Source organism: Microcoleus sp. AT3-A2 (assembly GCF_036705685.1).
Classification (GTDB): domain Bacteria; phylum Cyanobacteriota; class Cyanobacteriia; order Cyanobacteriales; family Microcoleaceae; genus Microcoleus.
The window spans coordinates 81,610-104,245 of sequence record NZ_JAUBVF010000015.1 but is presented as its reverse complement, the minus strand read 5'-3'; the positions used below and the strand labels follow the sequence as shown (position 1 = coordinate 104,245).

Sequence of the window (22,636 nt, the reverse complement as noted above, 5' to 3'; positions counted from 1 at the left end):
AGAGTCTGTCTGAATAATGTCAATAACAGGCTTTTGCCCCGATTTCGCAGTCAATGAATTATCTGGTGCAAGAGGCGACGCCCGTTGTCAACAGCTTGTTGAGGATGCTGTCAAGATATCAATTTAAACCAGGGTGCGATCGACCTTTTAACTCCCAAGCTGCGCCCATTGCCAACAGATTGTTGAGGATGCTGTCAAGATATCAATTTAAACCAGGGTGCGATCGACCTTTTAACTCCAAACCAGTAAATATCGCTAAAATCTTAAATCTCAAACCGAACCTGCGCGCATCTGTTACAATTTTCAACAAAGCCAGAACAGCCCCGAACCTGAAGTCACCTGCCTAGGGATACCAGCCCCCGACAGGAGTCGTGGAGAGCAAAAATATTAGATATTTAGTTTAAACTCCCAGATTCATCTGTAGAGTCTCTCTAAAATCTAAAATCGATTGTGGAGTCCATCTAAAATCTAAAATCTAAAATCTAAAATCGATGGGCTGTGGAGTCAATCTAAAATTTAAAATCTAAAATCTAAAATCTAAAATCTAAAATCGACAGATGGAAACCCTGCAAAACCAACTTTACGAACTCGCACAATTTGCTAATAATTTAGTAAATACTCAACTGACAAACCTCAGTTTAGTCAGCGTCGGAGTCATCTTTCTGGCAGGGTTGCTAACGAGCTTAACGCCCTGTATGCTTTCAATGTTGCCGATCACGATCGGCTACATCGGTGGATACGAAGCAAAAAGCCGCCTGCAAGCTGCCGCCCAGTCTGCGTGGTTTTCCCTGGGATTAGCCACCACCCTTGCAGGTTTGGGTATTGTAGCATCATTTGCCGGACAAGTTTACGGCAAAATTGGCCTGGGTTTACCGATTCTTGTCAGCATTATTGCTATTTTAATGGGGCTGAATTTACTCGAAGCTTTACCCTTACAAATGCCGTCTTTCGACGCTGTGGGGTGGGTGCCGAAAGATTTGCCGGCGGGCGTGCGATCGTACTTATTGGGCTTAACTTTTGGTTTAGTAGCGTCTCCCTGCAGCACTCCGGTTTTAGCTACACTCTTAGCTTGGGTTTCCAAAACAGGAGATACAGTTTTAGGTGGTGTGTTGCTGCTGTTTTACGCTGCTGGCTACGTCGCTCCGCTGATTATAGCAGGTACTTTCACTGCAAGCATTAAAAAGTTGTTAGAATTACGTCGGTGGTCGAGTTGGATTACGCCTGTTAGCGGCGTTTTGCTAGTAGGATTTGGTGTTTTCTCTCTGCTTTCCCGCATCCTTCCCGCGTAAGTTTCGTAGTCAGGGCTTCAGCCCTTATTTAGAGATATAGCAATCACTACGGAATGCGTGAATTAATTTTTTTTAAACAAACCGCGAAGACGAAGGAAGAAAGAAAAGACAAAGACTTAAAAAAATAATTGAGACTTACTCGATAATAAGAATAATAATATTTATTCATTTTTTGTTTTTCCCTGCTCTTTCTTCCTTCTTCCTTCTTCCTTCTTCCCTCTTCCTTCTTCCTTCTTCCTTCTTCCTTCTTCCCTCTCCCTTCATAATTACCAATGACATCAAAAGAAGTATTTCTATCAAAAATCTCAAACTGGGCGACTGCCCCTCAAAGGTTTTTCAAACGAGAAATCTTGCCGATACTCGCAGATTTACGGCTGGCAATTATCTTGCTGCTGACGATCGCATTTTTCAGCATTTCCGGCACTGTCATCGAACAAGGTCAATCAGTACCCTTTTACCAATCTAACTATCCAGAACATCCCGCTTTGTTCGGCTTCCTAACTTGGAAAGTTGTGCTAATTGCAGGACTAGACCACGTGTACCGCACTTGGTGGTTTTTGTCAATCCTAATTTTGTTCGGCAGCAGCTTAACAGCTTGTACATTTACCCGACAATTTCCAGCATTAAAAGCCGCCCGCCGCTGGAAATTTTATGAAGAACCAAAGCAGTTTGAAAAATTAGCTCTCAGTGCGGAATTAGAAACAGTTGCTTTAAGTTCCTTAGAACCACTTTTGCTGCAAAAAAACTACCGCATATTTCGAGAAGGCGAAAAAGTTTATGCCCGCAAGGGAATAATTGGCAAAATCGGCCCGATTATTGTTCACGCCAGTATGCTAATTATTTTAGCTGGGTCGATATGGGGCGCAATGACGGGATTTCTCGGTCAAGAAATTGTTCCCAGCGGCGAAACATTTCAAGTGCAGAATATCCTGGATGCGGGGCCTTGGGCCGGGCCGCAAATACCGAAGGATTGGTCGATGCGAGTTAATCGGTTCTGGATTGATTATACTCCCGAAGGCGGAATCGACCAATTTTACTCTGACCTGTCAGTTTTGGACAAAACAGGCCAAGAGGTCGATCGCAAAACCATCCACGTTAACGAGCCCCTCAGATACCGGGGAGTCACATTTTATCAAGCAGATTGGGCAATAGCAGCCTTGCGAGTTCGCCTCAACAAAAGCCCGGTTTTACAATTGCCAATGGCTCAGTTAGACACCCAAGGTAAAGGCCGAATTTGGGGTGCTTGGATTCCGACAAAACCAGATTTGAGTGCGGGGGTTTCTCTGCTAGCAAAAGACTTGCAAGGAACGATGTTAGTGTACGGTACGGATGGCAAATTGTTAACTACTGTTCGCGCCGGCACAGCGGTAGAAGTTAATGGAGTCATGCTGACAATTGACGAAGTGGTAGGCAGTACGGGATTGCAAATTAAAGCAGATCCGGGTATTCCGATCGTTTATACTGGCTTCGGGTTGCTGATGCTTAGTGTGCTGATGAGCTATCTGTCTCACTCACAGATTTGGGCTTTGGAAAAAAACGGCAAACTATATGTCGGCGGGCGCACTAATCGCGCTCAGGTGACTTTTGAAAGAGAAGTTGTGGAGATTTTGGACAAGTTGGCAGAATCGAAACAAGAGGAAGAAAAGAGCGAAATAGCGCCGACTTCTCTAGCGAATCAAAACTAACCGTAGGGTGCGCTAGGCGCACCTTACACCAGGTGAAAAACGGATAATTAAACAGGAAATAAATGTGATAAAAAGGATTTAGTTCAGTCAACACGCCTTACTAAAAATAGAGATTCTAGAAAGTCGCGGGGTTACAATATCAACAGATTTGATTTCTGAAACTATCATAACCCCTAGTAAGTTAGAAGCAAGTGGTGAAGAAAAGTTTATTTGTCAACAAAGATTGAATGGGCTTGTCCTAAGAGTAGTTTACCAAGAATATGATGATAAAATTTTAGTAATTACTGCTTATCCTGGTAAGAGGTCAAGATATGAAAAAGATTTAGATATAGCCCTGATGTAGATGCGATGCTGATCGAAATTTCCGATTGCCCGATCGCCTATGCCGAAGATGAAGGAAACATGATTCTGCACTATTCTAGCAGCGGAGAACTGGTGTTGATTAAAATATTAAATGTCAAACAATTTATGTGATTAGAATCTCTCTCCGATGATATCCCTACCCGCTAAAGCAGTTCAAGCGGGCGGACACTCACAGGGACTGCACCTACTTCTGATGCGACACCTCAATCACGGTGTGGACGTTCCCCCGTGGCGAAAAATCGCCCTTAATCGTCGCTTCCAGCGGCGCGCAAGCTGCCACAAAATCGTCTAAAATTTGATTGATCGATTCTTCGTGAGAAATGTAGCGATCGCGATAACTGTTGACGTACAGTTTCAGCGCCTTTAACTCTACCACCCGCTCGTCTGGCACGTAAGTAACGTGAATTGTCGCAAAATCGGGATAGCCAGAAAACGGACACTTGCAAGTAAACTCTGGCAACGTAATGTTAATCGAGTAGCGCCGCCCGACTCGCGGATTCGGGAAAGTAATTAACTCCCCTTCCAAAATCTGGCGTTCGCCGTATTTCATTTCCTCGGTGCTTGACTTTTGCGACATAGTTTGTTCCGGTGCGTGGTTGTTCATAGCGATCGACTAAAAACTTGTAACATTAAATTAATTTAACGTTCAATATCTGTAACAAATATCTTGACGAATTGTGTTGCGATCGATCTAATTGCAAATACTCTCAGGCTAAACTAAAACAAGCTCACCCTCGCCATCTACAATTATGCAAAATACTACCTTATCTGACAATACTTCCCCTGAAAACTCAAATAGTTACTCTCCATCGGTACCAATTTCCCTCTATCGAGAAGTCACGGCAGAGCTCCAAGCTGCCCAAGCGATGGTGGACTCCCTCAAAACCCACAATCAGCAATTAGTCCAACAAAATGAACAACTGCGGCGAGAAGTAGAAACAGTAGTTCAAGTATCCCAACAGTTACAGCAAGTAGTCAACTCAGCTCAGAGCGTCACCCAGACAGGGATGCCTCAAATGCCGTCAGTCAAATTCAATTTCAGCGTTCAACCTCCCCCCCCACCACCTGCAATCTCGCAGACCAACTCTGCCATACCTCAACCACCTCAGACAGTGGCTTTCCCCTTCCCACTACCGGAACCGGAGCCAACAGCCGCCTCGATGCCGCAGCCACTTCCCGAAAAATTATTTACAGAGGTGCCGGAAACTCCTTACCGTGTGCGATCTCAAATCAAAAAAACCTCAGATTTAAGTGGATTGTGGTTGGCTATCGCGATTTTTCTGATTGTGATTGCAGCTTTTGGTGCAGGTTATTTAGTAGTCCGCCCTTTATTAATGAAAAAGTAAATTCCAACAAGAATCCCACGGTTCGATCCGTGGGATTTTAAACAAAACCTAGCATAAATTGTTCAAAGTTACGCTAATTGGCCATCATCCTCTCGCGGCACTGGTTTCTACTGAACGAGGGGCATACTGCTCTTCACAAGCAGAACCTACGATTCCCACCCCTGGCTCGAAACCGCGCGTGAACTCAGTGAGTTTTACCTGTTTAGCTTCCAAAGCTGTCTGTAGCACCTTCATGGCTCGGTGAGGGTCGCCGGCTCCGCAGAAAAATAAGTCTGCAGCAAAATAACCGTGTTCAGGCCAAGTATGGATTGCTATATGAGACTCAGCCAAAGTAGCAGTAGCTGTCACTCCGTGAGGACTAAACTGGTGTACGCACAAATCGATGAGAGTAGCTCCTCCGGCTTCGATCGCATCGAGAATAGCGCGGCGGATACGTTCAGGATCGTTGAGCAGGTCTCCAGGAGACTGCCAAGCATCAGCGACCAGATGGGTTCCCAATTGTTTCATTCTGCGGGGTTTTACCTCTATTGATTTTAAGTCTCAAACCTTTTAACGTTAGCACGATGTCAAAAATTTGGCAAGTATGTTTCACAAAGAAAAATGAAGATTAGGAGAAATACCTACCACCAAGCGCTGCCTGTATGGTGGGATCAAACTGTCTCACAGGTAGATGCCACTAATGGAATTCGTGTTGTTTCAGCGCTGCCAAGTTCTTCTCAAACAACCTTGTTTGATTAAAGCAATCTCTTGTTTCCAGTGGCTAAAAACCAAAGCTCGATCGTTCCGGCTGTGGCGGAATTGATATCAGATCGAAAGGCCAAAGATGGACGGCTATGCTCTCATGCGTAAAATTTGGCAGATCCTAGACGATCGCCCGGCGGGCAGATTCCAGCGCTCGCTCTGGCAGCCTATGCTGTAAAAGTTGACCAGCAACAGGCGATCTCCGCTGGGTGTCTGGCGTCACCTAGCTAAACCCGCCCGGTCAGCCGAGATAGTATCGTTGCCCGTTTGTGTGGGATCAATGGAAAGACAAGCGCATGATCCAGCAGTATCAACTCGTTGAACAGATTTTTGCAGGAAATAGCGAGATGGCGATGCTGATGCGATCGCACGATTGGTCGCAAACGCCGCTGGGGGCTGTCGAAACCTGGTCGCAAAGCTTAAAAACCGCGATTCGGATCATCTTAGGCTCTCGTTACCCCATGTTCGTCTGGTGGGGACAGCAGATGACCAAGTTTTATAACGATGCTTACATTCCTATGCTCGGCAAGCGACATCCGCAAGCACTAGGTCAGCCTGCCTCACGGGTATGGGCTGAAATCTGGGACACGCTAGGCCCGCAAGCAGAAGCGGTTTTGAACCAGGGACAATCGACGTGGAATCAAGAATTGCTTCTGCTAATGGAGCGCAACGGGTATACAGAGGAAACCTACTTTACCTTTTCCTACAGTCCGGTGGCGAATGATGATGGCCCAGTGGGGGGCATTTTCTGCGCCTGTAGCGAGGACACTCAGCGCGTTTTGAGCGATCGCCACTTGGCAACGCTGCGCGAATTAGCAGCAGAAACAGTCACTGCCAAGACGCAAGAAGCAGCTTGCGAGATTGCCGCCACCGTATTGACCAATAACGCCTATGACATCCCGTTTGCACTGTTTTATCTACTCGATGGCGAAAGCGAGATCGCACGACTCGCGGGTACAACCAGGTTAGCAGCCGGAACCGGAACCTCTTGTGAGGCGATCGAGCTTACATCCGCCCAAAAGTGCCCGTGGCAATTGAACCAAGTCATGGAGACCGGCGAAAGCAGAATCATTGAAAATTTGGAGGCGCAATTTGGACTTTTACCGGGCGGCGCGTGGTCCCAATCTCCTCATCAAGCGGTAGTTCTACCACTAGCTCGATCGGGAGAAACCTTCGGGTTCCTGATTGCTGGAGTGAGTCCGCTGAGAACGTTTGATGATGATTACAAAGGTTTTTTTGACTTGATGGCAGGGCAGGTGACAACAGCGATCGCCAACGCCCAAGCTTACCAACAAGAGCGTAAACGTGCCGAAGCATTAGCTGAGTTAGACCGTGCTAAAACCACGTTTTTTAACAATGTGTCTCACGAATTCCGCACGCCGCTGACCTTAATGCTGTCGCCGTTAGAAGAAACGATCGCCAACCTGGATGGAACAATTCCACCTCAAGAACGGGAACAATTACAGTTGGTGCAGCGTAACGGAATGCGGCTGCTCAAACTCGTCAATAGCTTGCTCGATTTCTCACGCATCGAAGCAGGTCGAGTCCAAGCATCTTATGAACCTGTAGATTTGGCAACCTATACGGCGGAACTTGCTAGCACGTTTCGATCGCTGATTGAACGGGTGGGAATGTCACTTATTGTTGACTGTCCACCCTTGCCCGAAGCGATTTATGTCGATCGCGAAATGTGGGAAAAAATTGTTCTCAATTTATTATCAAATGCCTTTAAGTTTACGCTAGCGGGAACAATTACGGTTCGATTACGGTGTGTAGAAAAATGTGTTGAATTAACGGTTTCAGATACAGGGGTCGGGATTCCGTCCGAAGAACTACCGCATTTATTTGAGCGATTTCATCGAATCAAAAACTCGGAAGGACGGAGTTTTGAAGGCTCCGGCATTGGGCTGTCGCTGGTGCAAGAACTCGTCAAACTACATGGGGGAGCGATCGATGTCAGCAGCACTTTTGGGCAGGGCAGTTGCTTTACAGTGACGATTCCTACCGGAACAGCTCATCTGCCGCCGGAGCGCATTGGCGCCAGCCGCACGTTAGCATCAACGGCGTTAGGCGCGATGCCCTATGTCGAAGAAGCTCAACGCTGGTTGCCAGAAGGCGATTTTAGATTAGAAAAATGGAGCATGGCTCCATCCACTCATGAACTCGTCAATCAACCCGCTCAATCTAAAATCCAAAATCTAAAATCTAAAATTCTCCTGGCAGATGACAACGCTGATATGCGCGATTATATTCGACGACTCCTGAGCGGTTCTTATATTGTTCAAACCGTCGCCGATGGCCTTGCCGCATTGACTGCCATTGAGAAGAATCCACCCGATTTGGTATTGACAGATGTGATGATGCCGGGGATGGATGGGTTTGAGTTGTTGCGATCGCTGCGTTCTAATCCCGCAACCCAAGACATTCCCATCATTCTATTATCAGCCCGCGCGGGCGAAGAAGCGCGTATTGAAGGACTCGCAGCCGGAGCCGATGACTATCTGATTAAACCATTCTCGGCGCGTGAACTGCTGGCAAGGGTAGAAGCAAGTTTGAAGCTGGCACGGCTGCGGCAGGAAGCCACGGTGCGAGAGCGAACCATTCTGGGGCGCATAACCGATGCGTTTATGGCAATGGATCTCGACTTTCGCTTGACCTATGCTAATGAAGCCGCACAACGAGTGTCGCGAACTCCTTTAGAAGCAATGCTGGGCAAAACGATGTGGGAAGCCTTCCCAGGCACGATCGGCAATCAGTTTGAAATCCAGTATCGCCGATCGCTCAGCGAGCAAATCGCGGTGGACTTTGAGGAATATTATGCTCCGTTTGATCTGTGGGTTGAGGTTCACGTTTATCCTTCACCGACGGGGCTGTCTCTTTTCTTTCGGGATATCAACGATCGCAAAAAAATAGAGCAGGAACGGGAACGGTTTCTTGCCGTCGGTTCAGATTTGCAAGTGATTACGGGCATAAACGGGCATTTCCACTGGGTGAGCCCAACCTTTGAACGAACCCTCGGCTGGACACCAGACGAAATGACATCCCGCCCCTGGACTGAGTTTGTCCACCCAGACTACCTCAGCGCCTCCATTGCAGAAACCGATAGTCTGTTCTCCGGTAACGAAACCTTTACGTTTGAAAACCGTTACCGCCACAAAGACGGTTCCTATCGCTGGTTTCTCTGGAATGCCCAGCCGTACCCAGAAGAACAAGTGATTTACGGCGCTGCCGTTGATATCACCGAGCGCGTGCGCGTTGAAAACGAGCGCCAACGGGCCCAAAAAGCCTTGCGTGAAAGCGAGGAGCAGAGTCGGAATATTCTGGAGAGCATTGGTGAAGCATTTTTTGCCCTGGATGAGAACTGGCGGTTCACCTACGTCAATCAATTTGCCGAAAAACTGCTCGCTCGCATTCCGGGTGATTTGATTGGCAAGAATTTATGGGAAGAATACCCAGGACTGATTGGCAACGAGTTTGAGCCGATCTATTGGATACCCATGCGCGATCGCGTGCCTGCGTCACTGACGGCGTTTTATCCCGACCACGATCGTTGGTACGAAGTCCGCAGCTACCCTGCCGCAAATGGAATCACCGTTTATTTCAAGAATGTCACCGATCAAATTCAAGCGGAAGCAGCCCTGCGCCAATCGGAGGAACGCTATCGAACGCTGTTTGAGTCGATCGATGAAGGCTTTTGCATCATTGAAGTGCTGTTTGATGCCAATGACACGCCGATCGACTACCGCTTCTTAGAAATCAATCCTGTCTTCGAGCAACAAACAGGACTTCAACAAGCAGTTGGTAAAACGGCGCGTCAGTTAGTTCCAGATATTGAAGACCACTGGATTAAGATTTACGGTCAAGTCGCCTTGACGGGTTCACCCGTTCGCTTTGAAAATGGCTCTGAAGCGATGAACCGTTGGTTTGACGTTTATGCTTGCCGCACCGGGCAGCCAGAAGCCCGAAAAGTTGCGCTCGTGTTCAAAGATATTAGCGATCGCAAGCGCATCGAAGCTGAACGCGAACAACTCCTGCAACGAGAACAGATTGCACGAGAAGCCGCCGAACGTGCCAACCGCATTAAAGACGAGTTTCTGGCAGTGCTGTCTCATGAGTTGCGATCGCCGCTCAATCCGATTCTCGGCTGGTCGAACTTGTTACAGCGAGGAAATCTGGACGCTACAAAAACTGCTACCGCCCTTGCCACGATCGAACGCAACGCCCGACTCCAGTCACAACTGATTGATGACCTACTCGACATCTCCCGCATTCTGAGCGGCAAACTGAGTTTGAATGCGATGTCTGTTGACTTGAATATGGTGATCTCGGCCGCGTTAGAAACCGTTCGACTAGCCGCCGAAGCCAAGTCACTGCAAATTCAAACCACCTTTTCACCCTCCCAGGGAATGGTAATTGGCGATTCCGGGCGTTTGCAGCAAGTAATCTGGAATCTTTTATCCAATGCGGTGAAATTCACCCCTCAAGGCGGGCAAATTACCGTTAGGTTAACCCAAACTGGAACTCATGCCCAGATTCAAGTTACCGATACTGGAAAAGGCATCAATCCTGACTTTCTGCCTTATGTGTTTGAGCATTTTCGGCAAGAGGATGGAGCCACAACTCGTAAATTTGGGGGTTTGGGATTGGGGTTGGCGATTGCACGGCAAGTTGTCGAGATGCACGGCGGCAAAATTTGGGTTGAGAGTAGGGGTGAAGGACATGGGGCCACCTTCACCGTTGAACTTCCCCTCTTGCGTACCGCGAATCCGGTTGAAGAAGCTGGCGGCCTGGCTGAAGCTCGATCAAACGATCTTCACCTTGCCTCTGTGCGCGTGTTGGTTGTGGATGATGAACAGGATTCAGGCGATTTTGTGGCGTTTGTAGCGGAAGAAGCCGGAGCCAAAGTGACTGCTGTTGGGTCTGCGATCGAGGCGTTGCAACTGCTCTCAACCACACCCTTCGATATCCTCCTGTGCGACATCGGAATGCCAGATATGGATGGCTATATGCTAGTAGGGCAAGTGAGAGCTCTACCATCAGAACAGGGCGGGCAAATTCCGGCGATCGCCCTGACTGCTTATGCTGGAGACTTTAATCAGAACCAAGCTCTTGCTGCTGGGTTTCAACGTCATCTTGCAAAACCTGTCGAACCCAATGAGTTAGTCGAAGCAATCGTGACATTGCTAAGGAAAGTGAATCGCTGACTCCGAATTTTAATAGATTGTCGATCGTCCACAATCTCTATAAACCCTCCCTCCACAACCAATAACTGACTTCTAACTCCTGAATCCTGAGTTCTTTATTGTCAAAAGTTTTGAGTTTTAAATTAAAGATTATTTAACTTAAAACTCAAAACTATTTTCCTTAATCAACTCATCATATCAATTCCGGCTGAGCCGGAATGATATCAAATCCGCGCTCCGAAGTCTGGCGTAAAGTCGAATCCCGAAGCCAACAAATAACTCGCTTTTCATTTTTTTGACCCCTCCTTCTACAGTCAACCGTCAACCGTCAACAATGATAAGGAGTGCAGCCGGAATCGATATTAATCCCGGCTGTGAGTAGCTCCATTCGGCAAAATCGCCCCGCCCAAAGCTGCTTCATTCAAATTATCAACATTCAAGCTCGCCCCAATCAAATTAGCCTCCGACAAATTAGTTCCTGTCAAATTCGCCCCTGTGAGAGAACTTAGCAGCAAACCCGCTCCCGACAAATTGGCGTGACTCAAATTCGCCCCCCGCAAATCCGCTTCCAGCAAGCTAGCACCTGCCAAATTTGCACCGCTCAAGTTAGCTCCCCGCAAAGAAGCTTTGTTCAAATTCGCAGCCCTCAAATCAGCATTGTGCAGAATCAAACCATTTAAATTAGCTTTACTCAAATTAGCTCCCTGCAAGTCAGCACCGCTCAAATTAGAGCCATTGAGATTGGCCGATTGCAAGTCAGCGCCGCTCAAGTCAGCACCGCTCAAATTAGCAGCGCTAATAGAAGCCTCCCGCAGACTTGCTTCGCTCAAACAAGCCCCAACTAAATTGACGCCGCTGAGATTTCCGCGATTGAGATAAGCCCGAGTTAAAGTTGCTCCGCTCAGGTTCGCCCCGGTCAAATCTACCTCGCTGAGAATCGCTCTAGTCAGATTGGCTCTGCTTAAATCTACCCCGCTCATAATTGCTCGGCTCAGCGTCGCCCCGCTCAAATTAGCCTCCGTTAGTTTTGAGCCGCTTAGCAAACAAGCTCCTACTAAACTCGCTCCCGTCATCACAGCTTTGCTCAAATCAGCCTGAGACAATATTGCTCCGCTGAGATTTGCCCCGCTAAAATCTGCGGATATCGCCACAGTTCCAGTTAAACTAGAACTCCCGAGGTTAGCTTCAATTAATTTCGCCTTAGACAAATTAGCCCCGCTCAAGTCTGCGGCGTTTAAATTAGCTCCAATCAGTTTGCTCCTAATTAAGTTGGCACCTTTCAAATTAGCGTTGCTCAAATTTGTTCGACTGAGATTAGCTTCACTCAAATGAGCTGCAATGAGGTTAGCTCCTCGAAAATCTCGTTCTCCGTTTCTATGTCTAATTAAAAGTTCATCGGCACTTAAAAGTTCAGTGAAATTCATAAAAAAATTGAGTGAGTTTCCTTAATTTCTCGATGTTCTATGTTGTGTGAAAGTTTGTACTATCGTGTTTGCCAGTCAGTTTTTTAAACTAAAACTGCCACATTAACCATTGTCAAAACTGCTTGATTTCTACCATCACCCTGCTCACCTAGTTATAATTTACAAAAATAAACCTGGTTCTGGTATAATCTGAGGTAGGCTAGCGCGAAAGTTATGAAAAAATCGCGTTTCTCGCCGACTGTAAGTCCTGTAAGTATTATTGTTTTAGTAATTAGTTTGCGGTTAATTTTAGTTGTTAATTGTTAGTTGTATTTATACTAACTGCTAACCACTAATTATTACCTGCTAACTATTTACCAAAATACCGATAATTTGTCGATCGATCTTGTCAAGGTCGATCAAATATTGAGGGTATTGCTGGCGGCATCCGCGCCGCATTCTGACCGGAAAATTTGCCAGTACAGGCGATCGAATTTATGAGTGCAATCAAGAAAGAAGATATCGGAGCTTCAACCCCTAATGCCTTCTAAATAAGTGCTTTCTACCTTCGAGGAACCCGGACGGCAGCGCGAGGCCAGCTCAGCTAGTGTCACCTCCCCCCACTGTGCTCCGTGCCAGTGAAAACCAACAGGAAGGCTGTTTCCCTCGGAGTGCTGAGCGAGTCGTCGGCGAAGCAAGCAATACGCTGTGCTGAGCCTGAGATTGCGCGAAAAAATGGATCGCGAGTCGTTCCCGTATTCCCGCGCTGCTGTGCTTGCTGTTAATGTTTTCTCGATCCATGAGCGCTTGCGGTTCTAATTTACAGAACACTCGACACCAGACGCGCTCCCGGACATAAAAGCTGTTCCTGGGCTTCTCAAATGCTTCCCTGAGACATTTCCAGAAAAACTGTATTCATGCCGCAGGTCTTGCCAACAGCAATTGGGCTGCTACAGCCAAGCAATGACCAGCCTAAGTCTTGCGGGAAGGCGACGACAATATTATTCTAATAGTTGCCGACCACTGCAGGCCATACTCGGCGCGCGGGACTGGCTACTTCACCTGTATAAGTTGCTCAAATTAGCTACCCATAATTAAAGATACTCGCTCTTTGACTAACTGGGCAATATCTGTGGTAATTTAGGTCATTAAATTTGATAATACTGCGGGGTTTAAAATCGAGCAGTAGTGAGTGTTACAGACTAAAAAAACGCTGCGGATTTCTGCTGTAAAATTTCAGGGAGCCGATCGATCCTCCGGCGCAAAGTCCAGCTCACGGATTGAACCCCTAATCAAAATTAAACTTTTGAGAGGTGGCGTTTTTAGGTTTCCAGAACAAAACAAAAGCCGGCTTTCAGGGAAAAAGCCGACTTTTGAGATAATTTTACCGACGAAGCATAAAACCGCTAGGTCGCCGCTGTTGGTTGCATTACTTTCCACAATCCGAGTGCGCCAGTGTGACTAGCCTGGTGAAAGTAGAAACAATGCCCAAACAAAGTCTGAATTATTAAACCCGACGGTTGCCGGTAACGCCCTGATTGGGATCGTAAATACCAGGCGTAGTATCAACCCCTGGAGTGCCAGGAGCGCCGTAATCAGCCCGAGCACTATCGACGCTGGGATAGTCGTAGGTGTTCCAATGTTGAATACCTCCGCGACTCAGGATGCTTTCGGCTTGAGCGACTTCTGTTTCGCTGCCGTCAACCAGTACCAAGTAATCTCCTCTCGCCACGCGATCGTTGTATACTCTAGCTTCCTCTTCGGGAATTCCCATACCGACTAAAGCTCCGATCAAGCCACCTGCTGCGGCACCCAAAGCTGTACCGGCTAGTGTAGTGGCGATCGCCGTAGCTGAGGCTCCTGCCAGCATAATCGGCCCGATGCCTGGAATTGCCACTAGACCCAGACCTACCAACAAGCCTGTCAAACCGCCCAAAGTGCCACCCGTGAGGGCGCCTTTTGTGGCCCCTTCATCGGCCTTGTTGTCCGTGCTGTCGTGCACGTCAATGCCTGCGATGTCCCCTTTCGAGTCAGCATCCTTAGCGATGACCGAAACCCGATTCATGTCGAAACCGGCAGTTCTCAGTTCTCCCAGCGCGTGTTCCGTCTCGCGGCGGGTTGAAAATACTCCCACGGCGCGCTTCTGGCGACCCGAAGCTCTGCGGCCGGTGTCTGCCGGCACATCGTAAATGCCCCAATCCTGAATGCCCCGCACAGTCATAATTCCTTCGGCTGTGGCAAGTTCGGCATCTGTTCCTTCTACGAATACCAAATATTCTCCGCGCGAGACGCGATCGTTATAAACCTTAGCTTTTTCTTCGGGAACTCCCAAGCCGACCAAACCGCCTACCAAACCGCCTGCTGCTGCCCCAATCGCGCCTCCGATTACAGTATCTGCCAGCAGAGTTGCGATCGCGCCCCCCGCCATCACCGGGCCAACTCCCGGAATCGCCAGGGCCCCAATGCTTCCGAGTAACCCAATCAAACCGCCCGTCACGACTCCCGCTGTCGCGCCTGCTTTGGCGCCGCCGGCCACTTGGTCGTCGGTATCCTTACCAGTACCAGTACCAGTACCAGTGCTAGCGCCCGCAATTTTGCTGCGATCGAGATTTTCGCCAACTACCGAAACTTTATTCATCGGAAACCCGGTACTTTGCAGTTCCATCAGGGCTAGTTCCGTATCTCGATAACTAGAAAATGCTCCTACAGCTCGCTTGTGTTGACCTAAAGCCATTTTTTTTCTCCTGGAAAATATACTACTTTTACACAACCACAGAATTTATGCTCTGCCATCAATCACATTTAGTCATTTTTTCCCAACAATTTTCATCGGTCGCTGGGAATAAATTCCCGCTCTATCTTCAGGTTGGTTTTCCACTAATTCTCCGGGATGGAAATCGGAAATTGGGAAGGGGAAGTTGCAGGTATTGCGCGAGTTTTGAATGGCTGAATTTAAAATTCAATTTAAACTCTTTCACTTAAAATCCCGCTCTTCCTTGATAGTCACCTAAGCCTTGCAATCTGCTCCGCAAGCAATTTTACAATGCCAAACTTTACCCTCTTCCCTCAGACTTCTCTCTTAGATAACTACATCTTTCTCCCTTCTTTCCCTCGGAATTCTTCCGGCTAATTTATTGATTACTGCTAGGCGATGCGGGTGCAGCGGGGGCGACAACAGCCGTAACATTGACATTTTTAACACCCTTAATCTCTTTAGCTAGTGGCTCAATTTTAGCTAAATCAGTTTGATTGGGAACTGTGCCACCTACGGTGACAAGCCCGTCTTTTGCCTCAACAGTTAGCTGACCTTTAGTGATGTTTACTTCTAACTTGGACCGCACTTCACTTTGCAGGTCGCTATCAGCTCTAATTGCATCGCCTCCCGTCACATTGTTGCGCTGTTCTCTGGCCCTGATATCAGCATTTGCTTGGTTTTGGCGAATCTGGCTAGTGGCGTCACCCTGAGTTTTTTGAACAGTATCGGCTGGGGGCGGGGTAGTGGTATTTCCTGTGGGAGAACTAGGAGAATCAGCGCTAGTTTTAGCCACGTCGCTGCAAGCAGCAGCTCCAAATAATAGGATGCTGCTGAGGAGAATTGGTGTTAATTTGTTCATAATAGGTTAATACCCTCCGGGTAAGCTTTCAATGAGGCTGACTTGGTTGAGCCAGATGGGAGCCAGATGGAGCAAGACAGCATCTTTACTTGTGCTTTCTGCGATTTAAAAATCCTTATCTCAAATATATAAACTTGAGGAAGTATCTACATCGCTCCACGGGTGTAAAATTTATCTATGCCGTTAGATAGAGTACAAGAAATACAATAAGGTACTAAGTCAAATTTAGCGTAATTTAGTTCTGACTAGATTCTTCCTCAAAAACGCGGTTGATGGGCATCTTTTTTGTTGCCCAAGCCAATATTTTCCTAAACACCCAGTTGCCAAGCATTAAGTTTTATTAATAAATTCGAGCGCCATTCCCAACTTATTTTTCTCTCTTCCCGGGAATCTGTGATTTATTCGCTCAACATCTCTCCGTTAAATCTGTTAAATCTCGTACACTACTCATTGCCAAACTTCCTGCTTCAAAACAAACGAAAAGAGTCGAGAAATTTTTTAGCATTTTCTGGTTCTGGGGTAGTGGCAACCAGCCCATAAACGCGGGTTTCCACCAAAAAAACTTGACCTACACCTATCGGTTCAGTGGGGGAAAGCGGCTGAAACTCAAACTCTTTTCCCGGATAGCCTCCGAGGGAAATATCCCGCACTTGCAACAATTTAGCATTCGCTCCCACGACGAATAAATCAACTGCACTATTTAAAGTTATTCTGATATTATTGATATTATTGTTACTCAGCCGAAAATCTAGGTCAAAATATTGAAGCAAATAAGTTTCTTTAGTTTTTAAGTTCGATCGATATGTATGAGCAATAATTTGATTTGAAAAAATTTCGGAATTAATTTTGGGATTTCCCGGCATATCGATCGCAAACTGGCCCATCGCTGAGCAAAATGGCTGCCACTCTGGCGTCTGAATGGCTGTCCGCAGCGGGGCTGGTTGAGATGCAGCGGGACGGGCAAACTTGACAGGCGAGACAAGTAATGTAGCAGTAACTAGAAGTAAATACAAAAATTTCATTTGGGTAAGAAATATATTTGCCTGATCGATCTGCGCTAGCCTAGAAATATATCCGCAAAGGGGGGATTTATGCTGAATATTATATTTACTCAACGGCGAGGCAACTCTCAGGGGCGATCGCCAGCTAAAACCAGTAAAACCAGTAAAACCAATATACTCGCTGCTGTAAATACTTGGCTAGCGGTGTGTCTGCTGGCTGCTGTCACAGCTTGTGCAAACAGCCCCAACAGCAAGGCACTCGAAGAATCTTTAGCCGCTGATCCGCAATTAAAACAAAATCCAGTGGTTTTCTCTTCCCCGCCACCAGCGACAGCAATTGAGACAAACTCTACCGCCAAACTTCCTCCCGATTTCCCAACAGAGATTCCACTCTATCCTAATGCTGAGTTAATCGAAGTTGGTGGGCAAACCGATCCGTCGCAAAAAAATGTGCGGCTGCGCTGGGAAAGCACAGATCCTGTTAATTCGGTTCAGAACTTTTACTCCACAGAGTTTGGGCGTCGCAACTGGGAAATAGTCAGCCGTCCCACCGCCGAGGGACAAGGTTCTTTAGTAGCAACGCGAGATAATTTACGGGTAACAGTGTCGCTTTCTCCTACTCAAAAGGTAGGGGGTTCTACAGAATTTGCGATCGACTACAGCAAAGAAAGCCCCGAAATTGCCGCCAGTCCCCAACCTAATAATTCCGAGTCTAGCGCATCTCCAACCGCTTCACCAACTCCATCTAATTCAGAGGAAACTACTTCCACACCATCCGCCTCTCCAAAATCAGCAAAAGTTAGCCAACTAGACACCCAAATTCCTCAACAGTTGCGGCAGTATGTGGCTGATTTAAGTCAGTTGGAAGTGCTAAAAGTGCGATCCTCTCCGAGGGCTTCGCTAACGACAGAAAGTGCTAATTTAGAAACTGGCAACACTTTGCCCAAACCCAACAAAATTATCACTCGCCGCGAATACGCCCGCTGGTTAGTCGCAGCTAACAACCAGATTTATGCTAGCCGTCAAGCCAAACAAATTAGATTAGCAGTAGACTCTAGCGAACCAGCCTTTTCTGACGTACCCAAAACAGACCCGGATTTTTCAGCAATTCAAGGTTTAGCAGAAGCCGGTATAATTCCGAGTTCGCTTTCAGGAGAAACTAAAGATGTGAAATTCCGCCCGGATGCACCTTTAACTCGCGAAACAATGATTCTCTGGAAAGTGCCTTTAGATAGTCGTCAAGTTTTGCCGACAGCTAACATTGAGGGAGTGAAAGAAAAGTGGGGCTTTCAAGATGCTTCTAAGATTGATTCCCAGGCATCGCGGGCAGTTTTAGCTGATTTTAACAATGGAGATTTGGCGAATATTCGTCGCGTTTTTGGTTTTACTACTCTGTTTCAGCCGAAGAAACCAGTGACTCGCGCCGAAGCTGCTGCTAGTTTGTGGTATTTTGGCGTTCAAGATCAGGGATTGTCTGCTAAAGATGCCCTGGAAGCAAAGTCTCCACCTGCTGAGTAGAGTTGTTTGGGGTGGTTAAAAGTTTTGAACACAGCATCTACTTACCAATACCTCAAAAACCGGGTCTTTTCTCTGTAAGCAAACCCGGTTTTTGCGTCCAACACTGACGAAATTGTACCAATTTTTGATTCATCGGCGTGCGATCGCCCGACACAAAAATTGCAGCTTGAGTTTCTAGGATTTCGGTGAATATGGCTTACCCCGAAACCGACTTTTATCTACGAAAACGCCACCTAAAACGCGAGGCAGATCCGGTGAAAAACCTTATTTCTTTAATTCCTATGGGGGAGTTCTCGTAAAAACCCTGTGTATCATAAATCGGCTTTTCTGTCGTTGTGGCCTACCCTAGGAGATAGATTTTTTTTGCTTTAATCTTAATTTCTGTATCCTGCCATACAACCGCTGCATTTGGCGGGCAAATTTTATACATATTTTAACTAACACTTTGTTCAAAACTCTCAGTAGGATTCCGGATGGCTTAGCGGCCTTAACGATAAATGAAAAACAGTGTTTGAGCTCTTGGAGAGCATTTTTAATGTACGATATTACCTTATTTACCTCGCAAAACATGGCGAAATGCAGCTTAGTCCTGCGCCACTTAGGTAGAAATACTGCTAGTATGGAAGCCAGCAGCCAGAAGATTGTTAACTATATTTACCGACATTTTTGCGATTCGCAAACTGGAGAAAATACCTGTGCCTTAGTGCGTTTGTTCAAAACTCATCCCTACGGGGAATTAGAAGACTCATTGCAACAATCCGCGCGCCGCTTGATGAAGGGCAATTCCCCCGCCGCCGACATGAAATGTTGGACTCTGCTAGCAGCCGCAGGCAGAGAACCGCAGTGGAATTCTCGGCACACAGCAGCAGAAAATACAGCTATTCCATTAATTAGTACAAAATTAGTGGCTCAAATGCCGGCGATTTCAGAAATAATCCGGCAGTTCGGTTTAGACATTCCTACATTCCTCGGAATTGAGCGAGAGAGGTTCTTGCAATTAGAACCCGCAGTATTAAATATTTTTCACGTATCAGAAGCAAAAGGCAGCCCCTTTATTCCTGAGCAAAATTCCTTAATTATCCCCTACCAAGTCAAGTCTGTCTTGGGATTTGGGGGACTTCTGCCGTCAGGAAGTGTGTTTGCGGTAGTGATGTTCCTGAAAGTTAAAATTCCCCAAAGCAGGGCTGAAATGTTTAAAGATTTGGCCCTTAGTGTAAAAACCGCATTATCCATGCCCGACGAACAAAGTGTTTTTGACTATTCAGAAAATCCTACAAATTTTGTTACAAATAACTATTTTGCCGAAACCCAATTACTGGAAAATCAAGTTGCCAATTTAATTCAATTGCTGGATTTTTCCGAACAAGAAATGCTCAGACAAGCCGCTCGGTTTCAACAGACAATTGACAATTTACAGCGCGAACTGGCAGAAGTTAAAAATAAGTAACAAGCTTTGAGAGTAAGCCAAAATTCGTTTACAGGCATCCTCACTATTTCCAAAGATGCTATTTAGCGCTTAGATAAAAATCAAGGAAGTCAGCGTTTTAATCAAGGGGAAGAACAGATTTAAACTAAGGTCTGTGTTTAGCAACCCGGTTTATCCATGAAACCGAGTTGTTGCGGTGTTTGCGGATACGAATTTACGATCGCACATTTTCCCGATCGAGTTTTTCGCTATCAGCCAACTTACAAATGGCTAGCGGCGCGCCTTTCTGCGGGAAATTGGTCGCACTGGCGAGAAGGGCTAAACGCTTTGAGCGTAACTTTTGTAGCATTTGCTATTTCCTTAAGTGTTAGTTCGTTTTTGCTTCCGGCTCCCTATGGAAGCGCCAACTTAGATTATTATTTGTTAAGGAGGAGTCTATTTTGGTTGAGGCTAAGTATCATGCCAACAATATTTTTTATAGGGCCGGCTTACCCCTACAAATATGACTGTAAAATTCAACATCCGAAAAGCCTGAGTCGTAAGTTTTTGGCAGGGGAGAATTGATGGGGCTCTACACAAAAGCGCAGTTACAATAGGAAAAGAAAATAACTGCTGGGACTAACGTGCGGCGCGATGGGGATACTGAGTGAACGAAGGCTACAAATCTCCCCGATTTGAAGCCTTATATTTGTCAATAGGAATTTTTGACAGCAACAACGCGAATTCGGCGATAATCTGCACTCCAATTACCATCGCGGTACAGCGTCGGCAGTAAACGTTCTTCAACTACGTTAATTACGTGCGATCGCACATCATCAGACAACCCGGACAAAAACCCGCCAGCAAACATCTCAATCCAATTTACCATACCCGCGCTGCCACCTTCTAGGGGAGTCGGTCGATCGAACAAAACCGCATAACCCACATCAAATCCCTGCTTTTCCAAAAGCCCAGCATACTCGCCAATACTCGGAAAATACCAAGGATTAAGCGCTTGAGGCTCCTCGCACCCAATTTCTGACAAAACACTCAAAAGTGCCCGGACGATCGCCCCCACGTTCCCCTTACCGCCAAACTCAGCCACAAAACGCCCTCCCGGCTTCAGCGCTTTTTCCACACAATTAATCACAGCATCCGGCTGTTTAATCCAGTGCAAAACAGCATTAGAAAACACAGCATCTAACGGCTCTTCTACTTGAAAACTCCTCGCATCTGCGACAGCGAAGTTAATGTGAGGGTAGTTAACTTTTGCCGTAGAAATCATCGACAAAGAGGAATCAATACCTTGCACCAAAGCACCACTTTGAGCAATCTTTTCAGTTAACTGTCCCGTACCGCAGCCCAAATCCAGAATTTGTTCACCAGCCTTCGGAGCGAGTAACTCCAAAAGCGATTCGCCGTACTGCCAAACAAAAGCATAATTTTGCTCATAAAGAGCTGTATTCCAAGAATTTTCTGACATCTCTTCTCTTCTTTCCTCTTCTCTTTTCTCTATTATTCTCTTCGCGTTCTAGCGCTAACGCGCCGCTTCGCTAACGCGCCTTCGCGGTTCGTTATTAAATTATTTGCTAGCAAGCAGATTAATTCCATCCCCATCAATACGGCAAACTCTAATCTTTTCCAAAATCCGCGCTCCCTGCTTTTGGTAAAAAGCAATTCCCGGCGCATTGCCAGTATTAACAGTCCATTCAATCCGCCCGCAATTTGTGGACTCAGCAATTTGTGCCAAATACTTTAACAGCGCTGTACCGACTCCCATACCGCGCATAGGAGCTTGCACAAATAAATCATCAAGCCAAAGGCACGGCTGCGTCAACAAACTTGAATAGGAGGAATAAAAAAGAGCAAATCCTACGGCTTTTTCGGCAACTTCCGCCAACAAAACCCGCACTAGCGGAGGCTGGCAAAACAACGTTTGCTGCAATTTCTCTGCTGTTGCTGCTAACAAATTATTAGAGCCATCAAACTCGCTTTTTTGGGAAATAAAATCCACGATTAATTCCAAATCTGCCAGCTCTGCTTCTCTAATTTTGATATCCAAATTAGCCATTGTTTAATTCTCAACTTCGCCTATTAATCACTGTATGAAATATCATCACCAATGTCCAATATATGTTTGACTAACCACTTATACTTTTAAAATATCAATCATTGGGACTTATGGAACTTCGGCATTTGCGTTATTTCATTGCAGTTGCAGAGGAACTGAATTTCACTCGCGCAGCCGAAAAACTGCATATTGCCCAACCTCCGCTGAGTCAACAAATCCAGCATTTAGAGGCAGAGTTGGGGTTTCAACTGTTTCGCCGCACCAAGCGGACGGTGCATTTAACGGCTGCGGGACAGGTTTTTTTCGAGGAGGCCGGGAAAATTCTGCAGCAAGTCGATCGAGCAATTCAACTCGGCCGACAAACCAGTCGGGGCGAACTCGGCCAACTGACGATCGGCTTTGTGAGTTCGGCAGCACACAACGTGGTTCCAGCCATTTTGCAGGCTTTTCGCACTCGGTGTCCCGCCGTCAAACTCGAACTGCACGAACTGACGACAAATGAACAGTTGCAGCGCCTGCGGTTCGGGCAAATTGATATCGGCTTCGTGCGTCCTCCGGTTGAGGAAGAGGGGATAAATTCTGAAATCGTTTTTCGAGAACCGCTGATCGTGGCACTTCCAGAAACGCATCCGGCGGCCGATCGCACGCATCTTGAATTACGCGAACTTTCCACGGAACCGTTCATTTTATTTCCCCGTTCCCAGGCTCCGGGATTGTACGATGCGATCGTCAGTCTTTGTCAGCAAGCAGGTTTTAGCCCGATCGCGGCTCAAGAAGCAATTCAAATGCAAACCATTGTGAGTCTGGTAGCCGCCGAGATGGGAGTGGCGATCGTCCCTGAATCGATGCAAAATTTCCAGCGCAGCGGGGTTGTTTACAAATCTTTGCCAGAATCAACCTGCATTGTGGCGATCGCCCTAATTTGGCGCAGCGATCCAACGGCGGCGGTGCAGCGGTTTTTGGAAGTCGCCAGACAGCAGCAGCGGATTTGAGATTTGAGAAAAGAGATTGTAAATT

The 22,636-nt window shown here is 46.8% G+C and carries 18 protein-coding genes and 1 pseudogene; 10 read left to right on the top strand and 9 right to left on the bottom strand.

Annotated elements, in window-relative coordinates; translation table 11 throughout:
- Window positions 1-53 precede the first annotated feature (53 nt).
- From QUB37_RS11855 to QUB37_RS11835, 5 genes and pseudogenes are all read left to right on the top strand, one after another.
- On the top strand, window positions 54-347 hold the full coding sequence (locus QUB37_RS11855; RefSeq protein WP_333162101.1) for a hypothetical protein: 294 nt from the start codon (window positions 54-56) through the stop codon (window positions 345-347).
- A 210-nt stretch (window positions 348-557) separates the two neighbouring features.
- A complete protein-coding gene (locus tag QUB37_RS11850; protein ID WP_333162099.1) occupies window positions 558-1,289 on the top strand; it encodes a cytochrome c biogenesis protein CcdA in 732 nt (243 codons plus the stop codon).
- 272 nt (window positions 1,290-1,561) lie between these two features.
- A complete protein-coding gene (locus QUB37_RS11845; RefSeq protein WP_333162097.1) occupies window positions 1,562-2,974 on the top strand; it encodes a cytochrome c biogenesis protein in 1,413 nt (470 codons plus the stop codon).
- 94 nt (window positions 2,975-3,068) lie between these two features.
- Window positions 3,069-3,317, top strand: a pseudogene (locus tag QUB37_RS11840) (DUF4258 domain-containing protein); the annotation flags it as partial.
- 5 nt (window positions 3,318-3,322) lie between these two features.
- On the top strand, window positions 3,323-3,448 hold the full coding sequence (locus QUB37_RS11835; RefSeq protein ID WP_333162095.1) for a DUF2283 domain-containing protein: 126 nt from the start codon (window positions 3,323-3,325) through the stop codon (window positions 3,446-3,448).
- Between the two features lie 73 nt (window positions 3,449-3,521).
- On the opposite strand, the gene queF is transcribed toward QUB37_RS11835, so the two are convergent.
- The gene (gene queF / locus QUB37_RS11830) at window positions 3,522-3,941 is read right to left on the bottom strand and encodes a preQ(1) synthase (RefSeq protein ID WP_333154950.1); all 420 of its coding nucleotides are present in this window, start codon (window positions 3,939-3,941) and stop codon (window positions 3,522-3,524) included.
- Between the two features lie 145 nt (window positions 3,942-4,086).
- Between queF and QUB37_RS11825 the strand changes: the two genes are divergently transcribed.
- Window positions 4,087-4,683 (top strand): hypothetical protein, encoded by a 597-nt coding sequence (locus tag QUB37_RS11825; RefSeq protein WP_333162093.1) that lies wholly within the window; start codon window positions 4,087-4,089, stop codon window positions 4,681-4,683.
- Between the two features lie 84 nt (window positions 4,684-4,767).
- Here QUB37_RS11825 and speD read toward each other — a convergent pair whose 3' ends face one another.
- On the bottom strand, window positions 4,768-5,190 hold the full coding sequence (gene speD / locus QUB37_RS11820) for an adenosylmethionine decarboxylase (protein WP_006633984.1): 423 nt from the start codon (window positions 5,188-5,190) through the stop codon (window positions 4,768-4,770).
- A 530-nt stretch (window positions 5,191-5,720) separates the two neighbouring features.
- Here speD and QUB37_RS11815 point away from each other — a divergent pair.
- Window positions 5,721-10,628, top strand: coding sequence for an ATP-binding protein (locus QUB37_RS11815; protein ID WP_333162091.1), 4,908 nt, complete (start codon window positions 5,721-5,723; stop codon window positions 10,626-10,628).
- 341 nt (window positions 10,629-10,969) lie between these two features.
- On the opposite strand, the gene QUB37_RS11810 is transcribed toward QUB37_RS11815, so the two are convergent.
- From QUB37_RS11810 to QUB37_RS11795, 4 genes are all read right to left on the bottom strand, one after another.
- Window positions 10,970-12,031: a pentapeptide repeat-containing protein gene (locus QUB37_RS11810; RefSeq protein WP_333162089.1), complete on the bottom strand. Its 1,062-nt coding sequence runs from the start codon at window positions 12,029-12,031 to the stop codon at window positions 10,970-10,972.
- Window positions 12,032-13,517: 1,486 nt separating this feature from the next.
- Window positions 13,518-14,744, bottom strand: a complete 1,227-nt coding sequence (locus QUB37_RS11805; RefSeq protein WP_333162087.1) for a histidine kinase — start codon at window positions 14,742-14,744, stop codon at window positions 13,518-13,520.
- Between the two features lie 397 nt (window positions 14,745-15,141).
- Window positions 15,142-15,624 (bottom strand): BON domain-containing protein, encoded by a 483-nt coding sequence (locus tag QUB37_RS11800; RefSeq protein ID WP_333162085.1) that lies wholly within the window; start codon window positions 15,622-15,624, stop codon window positions 15,142-15,144.
- A gap of 467 nt (window positions 15,625-16,091) precedes the next feature.
- Window positions 16,092-16,646: a hypothetical protein gene (locus QUB37_RS11795; RefSeq protein WP_333162083.1), complete on the bottom strand. Its 555-nt coding sequence runs from the start codon at window positions 16,644-16,646 to the stop codon at window positions 16,092-16,094.
- 69 nt (window positions 16,647-16,715) lie between these two features.
- On the opposite strand from QUB37_RS11795, the gene QUB37_RS11790 reads away from it, so the two are divergent.
- Together QUB37_RS11790 and QUB37_RS11785 are read left to right on the top strand one after the other, a co-directional pair.
- Window positions 16,716-18,143 carry an S-layer homology domain-containing protein gene (locus tag QUB37_RS11790; protein ID WP_333162082.1) on the top strand — a complete coding sequence of 476 codons (1,428 nt, stop codon included), beginning with the start codon at window positions 16,716-16,718 and terminating at the stop codon, window positions 18,141-18,143.
- Between the two features lie 535 nt (window positions 18,144-18,678).
- Window positions 18,679-19,590: a histidine kinase gene (locus QUB37_RS11785; RefSeq protein WP_333162080.1), complete on the top strand. Its 912-nt coding sequence runs from the start codon at window positions 18,679-18,681 to the stop codon at window positions 19,588-19,590.
- A gap of 193 nt (window positions 19,591-19,783) precedes the next feature.
- Here the strand turns inward: QUB37_RS11785 and QUB37_RS11780 are convergent, their stop codons facing one another.
- The 3 genes from QUB37_RS11780 to QUB37_RS11770 form a co-directional block, all read right to left on the bottom strand.
- Window positions 19,784-19,918 (bottom strand): hypothetical protein, encoded by a 135-nt coding sequence (locus QUB37_RS11780; RefSeq protein ID WP_333162078.1) that lies wholly within the window; start codon window positions 19,916-19,918, stop codon window positions 19,784-19,786.
- 342 nt (window positions 19,919-20,260) lie between these two features.
- Window positions 20,261-21,031 carry a methyltransferase domain-containing protein gene (locus QUB37_RS11775; protein ID WP_333162076.1) on the bottom strand — a complete coding sequence of 257 codons (771 nt, stop codon included), beginning with the start codon at window positions 21,029-21,031 and terminating at the stop codon, window positions 20,261-20,263.
- 99 nt (window positions 21,032-21,130) lie between these two features.
- On the bottom strand, window positions 21,131-21,619 hold the full coding sequence (locus tag QUB37_RS11770; protein WP_333162074.1) for a GNAT family N-acetyltransferase: 489 nt from the start codon (window positions 21,617-21,619) through the stop codon (window positions 21,131-21,133).
- 110 nt (window positions 21,620-21,729) lie between these two features.
- Between QUB37_RS11770 and QUB37_RS11765 the strand changes: the two genes are divergently transcribed.
- Window positions 21,730-22,611 carry a LysR family transcriptional regulator gene (locus QUB37_RS11765; protein WP_333162072.1) on the top strand — a complete coding sequence of 294 codons (882 nt, stop codon included), beginning with the start codon at window positions 21,730-21,732 and terminating at the stop codon, window positions 22,609-22,611.
- Window positions 22,612-22,636: the final 25 nt, after the last annotated feature.

What these genes read in the sequence shown, in the direction of transcription:
- QUB37_RS11855 (WP_333162101.1), top strand. Translation starts at nt 54, where the DNA reads ATGAATTATCTGGTGCAAGAGGCGACGCCCGTTGTCAACAGCTTGTTG.
- QUB37_RS11850 (WP_333162099.1), top strand. Translation starts at nt 558, where the DNA reads ATGGAAACCCTGCAAAACCAACTTTACGAACTCGCACAATTTGCTAAT.
- QUB37_RS11845 (WP_333162097.1), top strand. Translation starts at nt 1,562, where the DNA reads ATGACATCAAAAGAAGTATTTCTATCAAAAATCTCAAACTGGGCGACT.
- QUB37_RS11835 (WP_333162095.1), top strand. Translation starts at nt 3,323, where the DNA reads ATGCTGATCGAAATTTCCGATTGCCCGATCGCCTATGCCGAAGATGAA.
- queF (WP_333154950.1), bottom strand. Translation starts at nt 3,941, where the DNA reads ATGAACAACCACGCACCGGAACAAACTATGTCGCAAAAGTCAAGCACC.
- QUB37_RS11825 (WP_333162093.1), top strand. Translation starts at nt 4,087, where the DNA reads ATGCAAAATACTACCTTATCTGACAATACTTCCCCTGAAAACTCAAAT.
- speD (WP_006633984.1), bottom strand. Translation starts at nt 5,190, where the DNA reads ATGAAACAATTGGGAACCCATCTGGTCGCTGATGCTTGGCAGTCTCCT.
- QUB37_RS11815 (WP_333162091.1), top strand. Translation starts at nt 5,721, where the DNA reads ATGATCCAGCAGTATCAACTCGTTGAACAGATTTTTGCAGGAAATAGC.
- QUB37_RS11810 (WP_333162089.1), bottom strand. Translation starts at nt 12,031, where the DNA reads ATGAATTTCACTGAACTTTTAAGTGCCGATGAACTTTTAATTAGACAT.
- QUB37_RS11805 (WP_333162087.1), bottom strand. Translation starts at nt 14,744, where the DNA reads ATGGCTTTAGGTCAACACAAGCGAGCTGTAGGAGCATTTTCTAGTTAT.
- QUB37_RS11800 (WP_333162085.1), bottom strand. Translation starts at nt 15,624, where the DNA reads ATGAACAAATTAACACCAATTCTCCTCAGCAGCATCCTATTATTTGGA.
- QUB37_RS11795 (WP_333162083.1), bottom strand. Translation starts at nt 16,646, where the DNA reads ATGAAATTTTTGTATTTACTTCTAGTTACTGCTACATTACTTGTCTCG.
- QUB37_RS11790 (WP_333162082.1), top strand. Translation starts at nt 16,716, where the DNA reads ATGCTGAATATTATATTTACTCAACGGCGAGGCAACTCTCAGGGGCGA.
- QUB37_RS11785 (WP_333162080.1), top strand. Translation starts at nt 18,679, where the DNA reads ATGTACGATATTACCTTATTTACCTCGCAAAACATGGCGAAATGCAGC.
- QUB37_RS11780 (WP_333162078.1), bottom strand. Translation starts at nt 19,918, where the DNA reads ATGCTACAAAAGTTACGCTCAAAGCGTTTAGCCCTTCTCGCCAGTGCG.
- QUB37_RS11775 (WP_333162076.1), bottom strand. Translation starts at nt 21,031, where the DNA reads ATGTCAGAAAATTCTTGGAATACAGCTCTTTATGAGCAAAATTATGCT.
- QUB37_RS11770 (WP_333162074.1), bottom strand. Translation starts at nt 21,619, where the DNA reads ATGGCTAATTTGGATATCAAAATTAGAGAAGCAGAGCTGGCAGATTTG.
- QUB37_RS11765 (WP_333162072.1), top strand. Translation starts at nt 21,730, where the DNA reads ATGGAACTTCGGCATTTGCGTTATTTCATTGCAGTTGCAGAGGAACTG.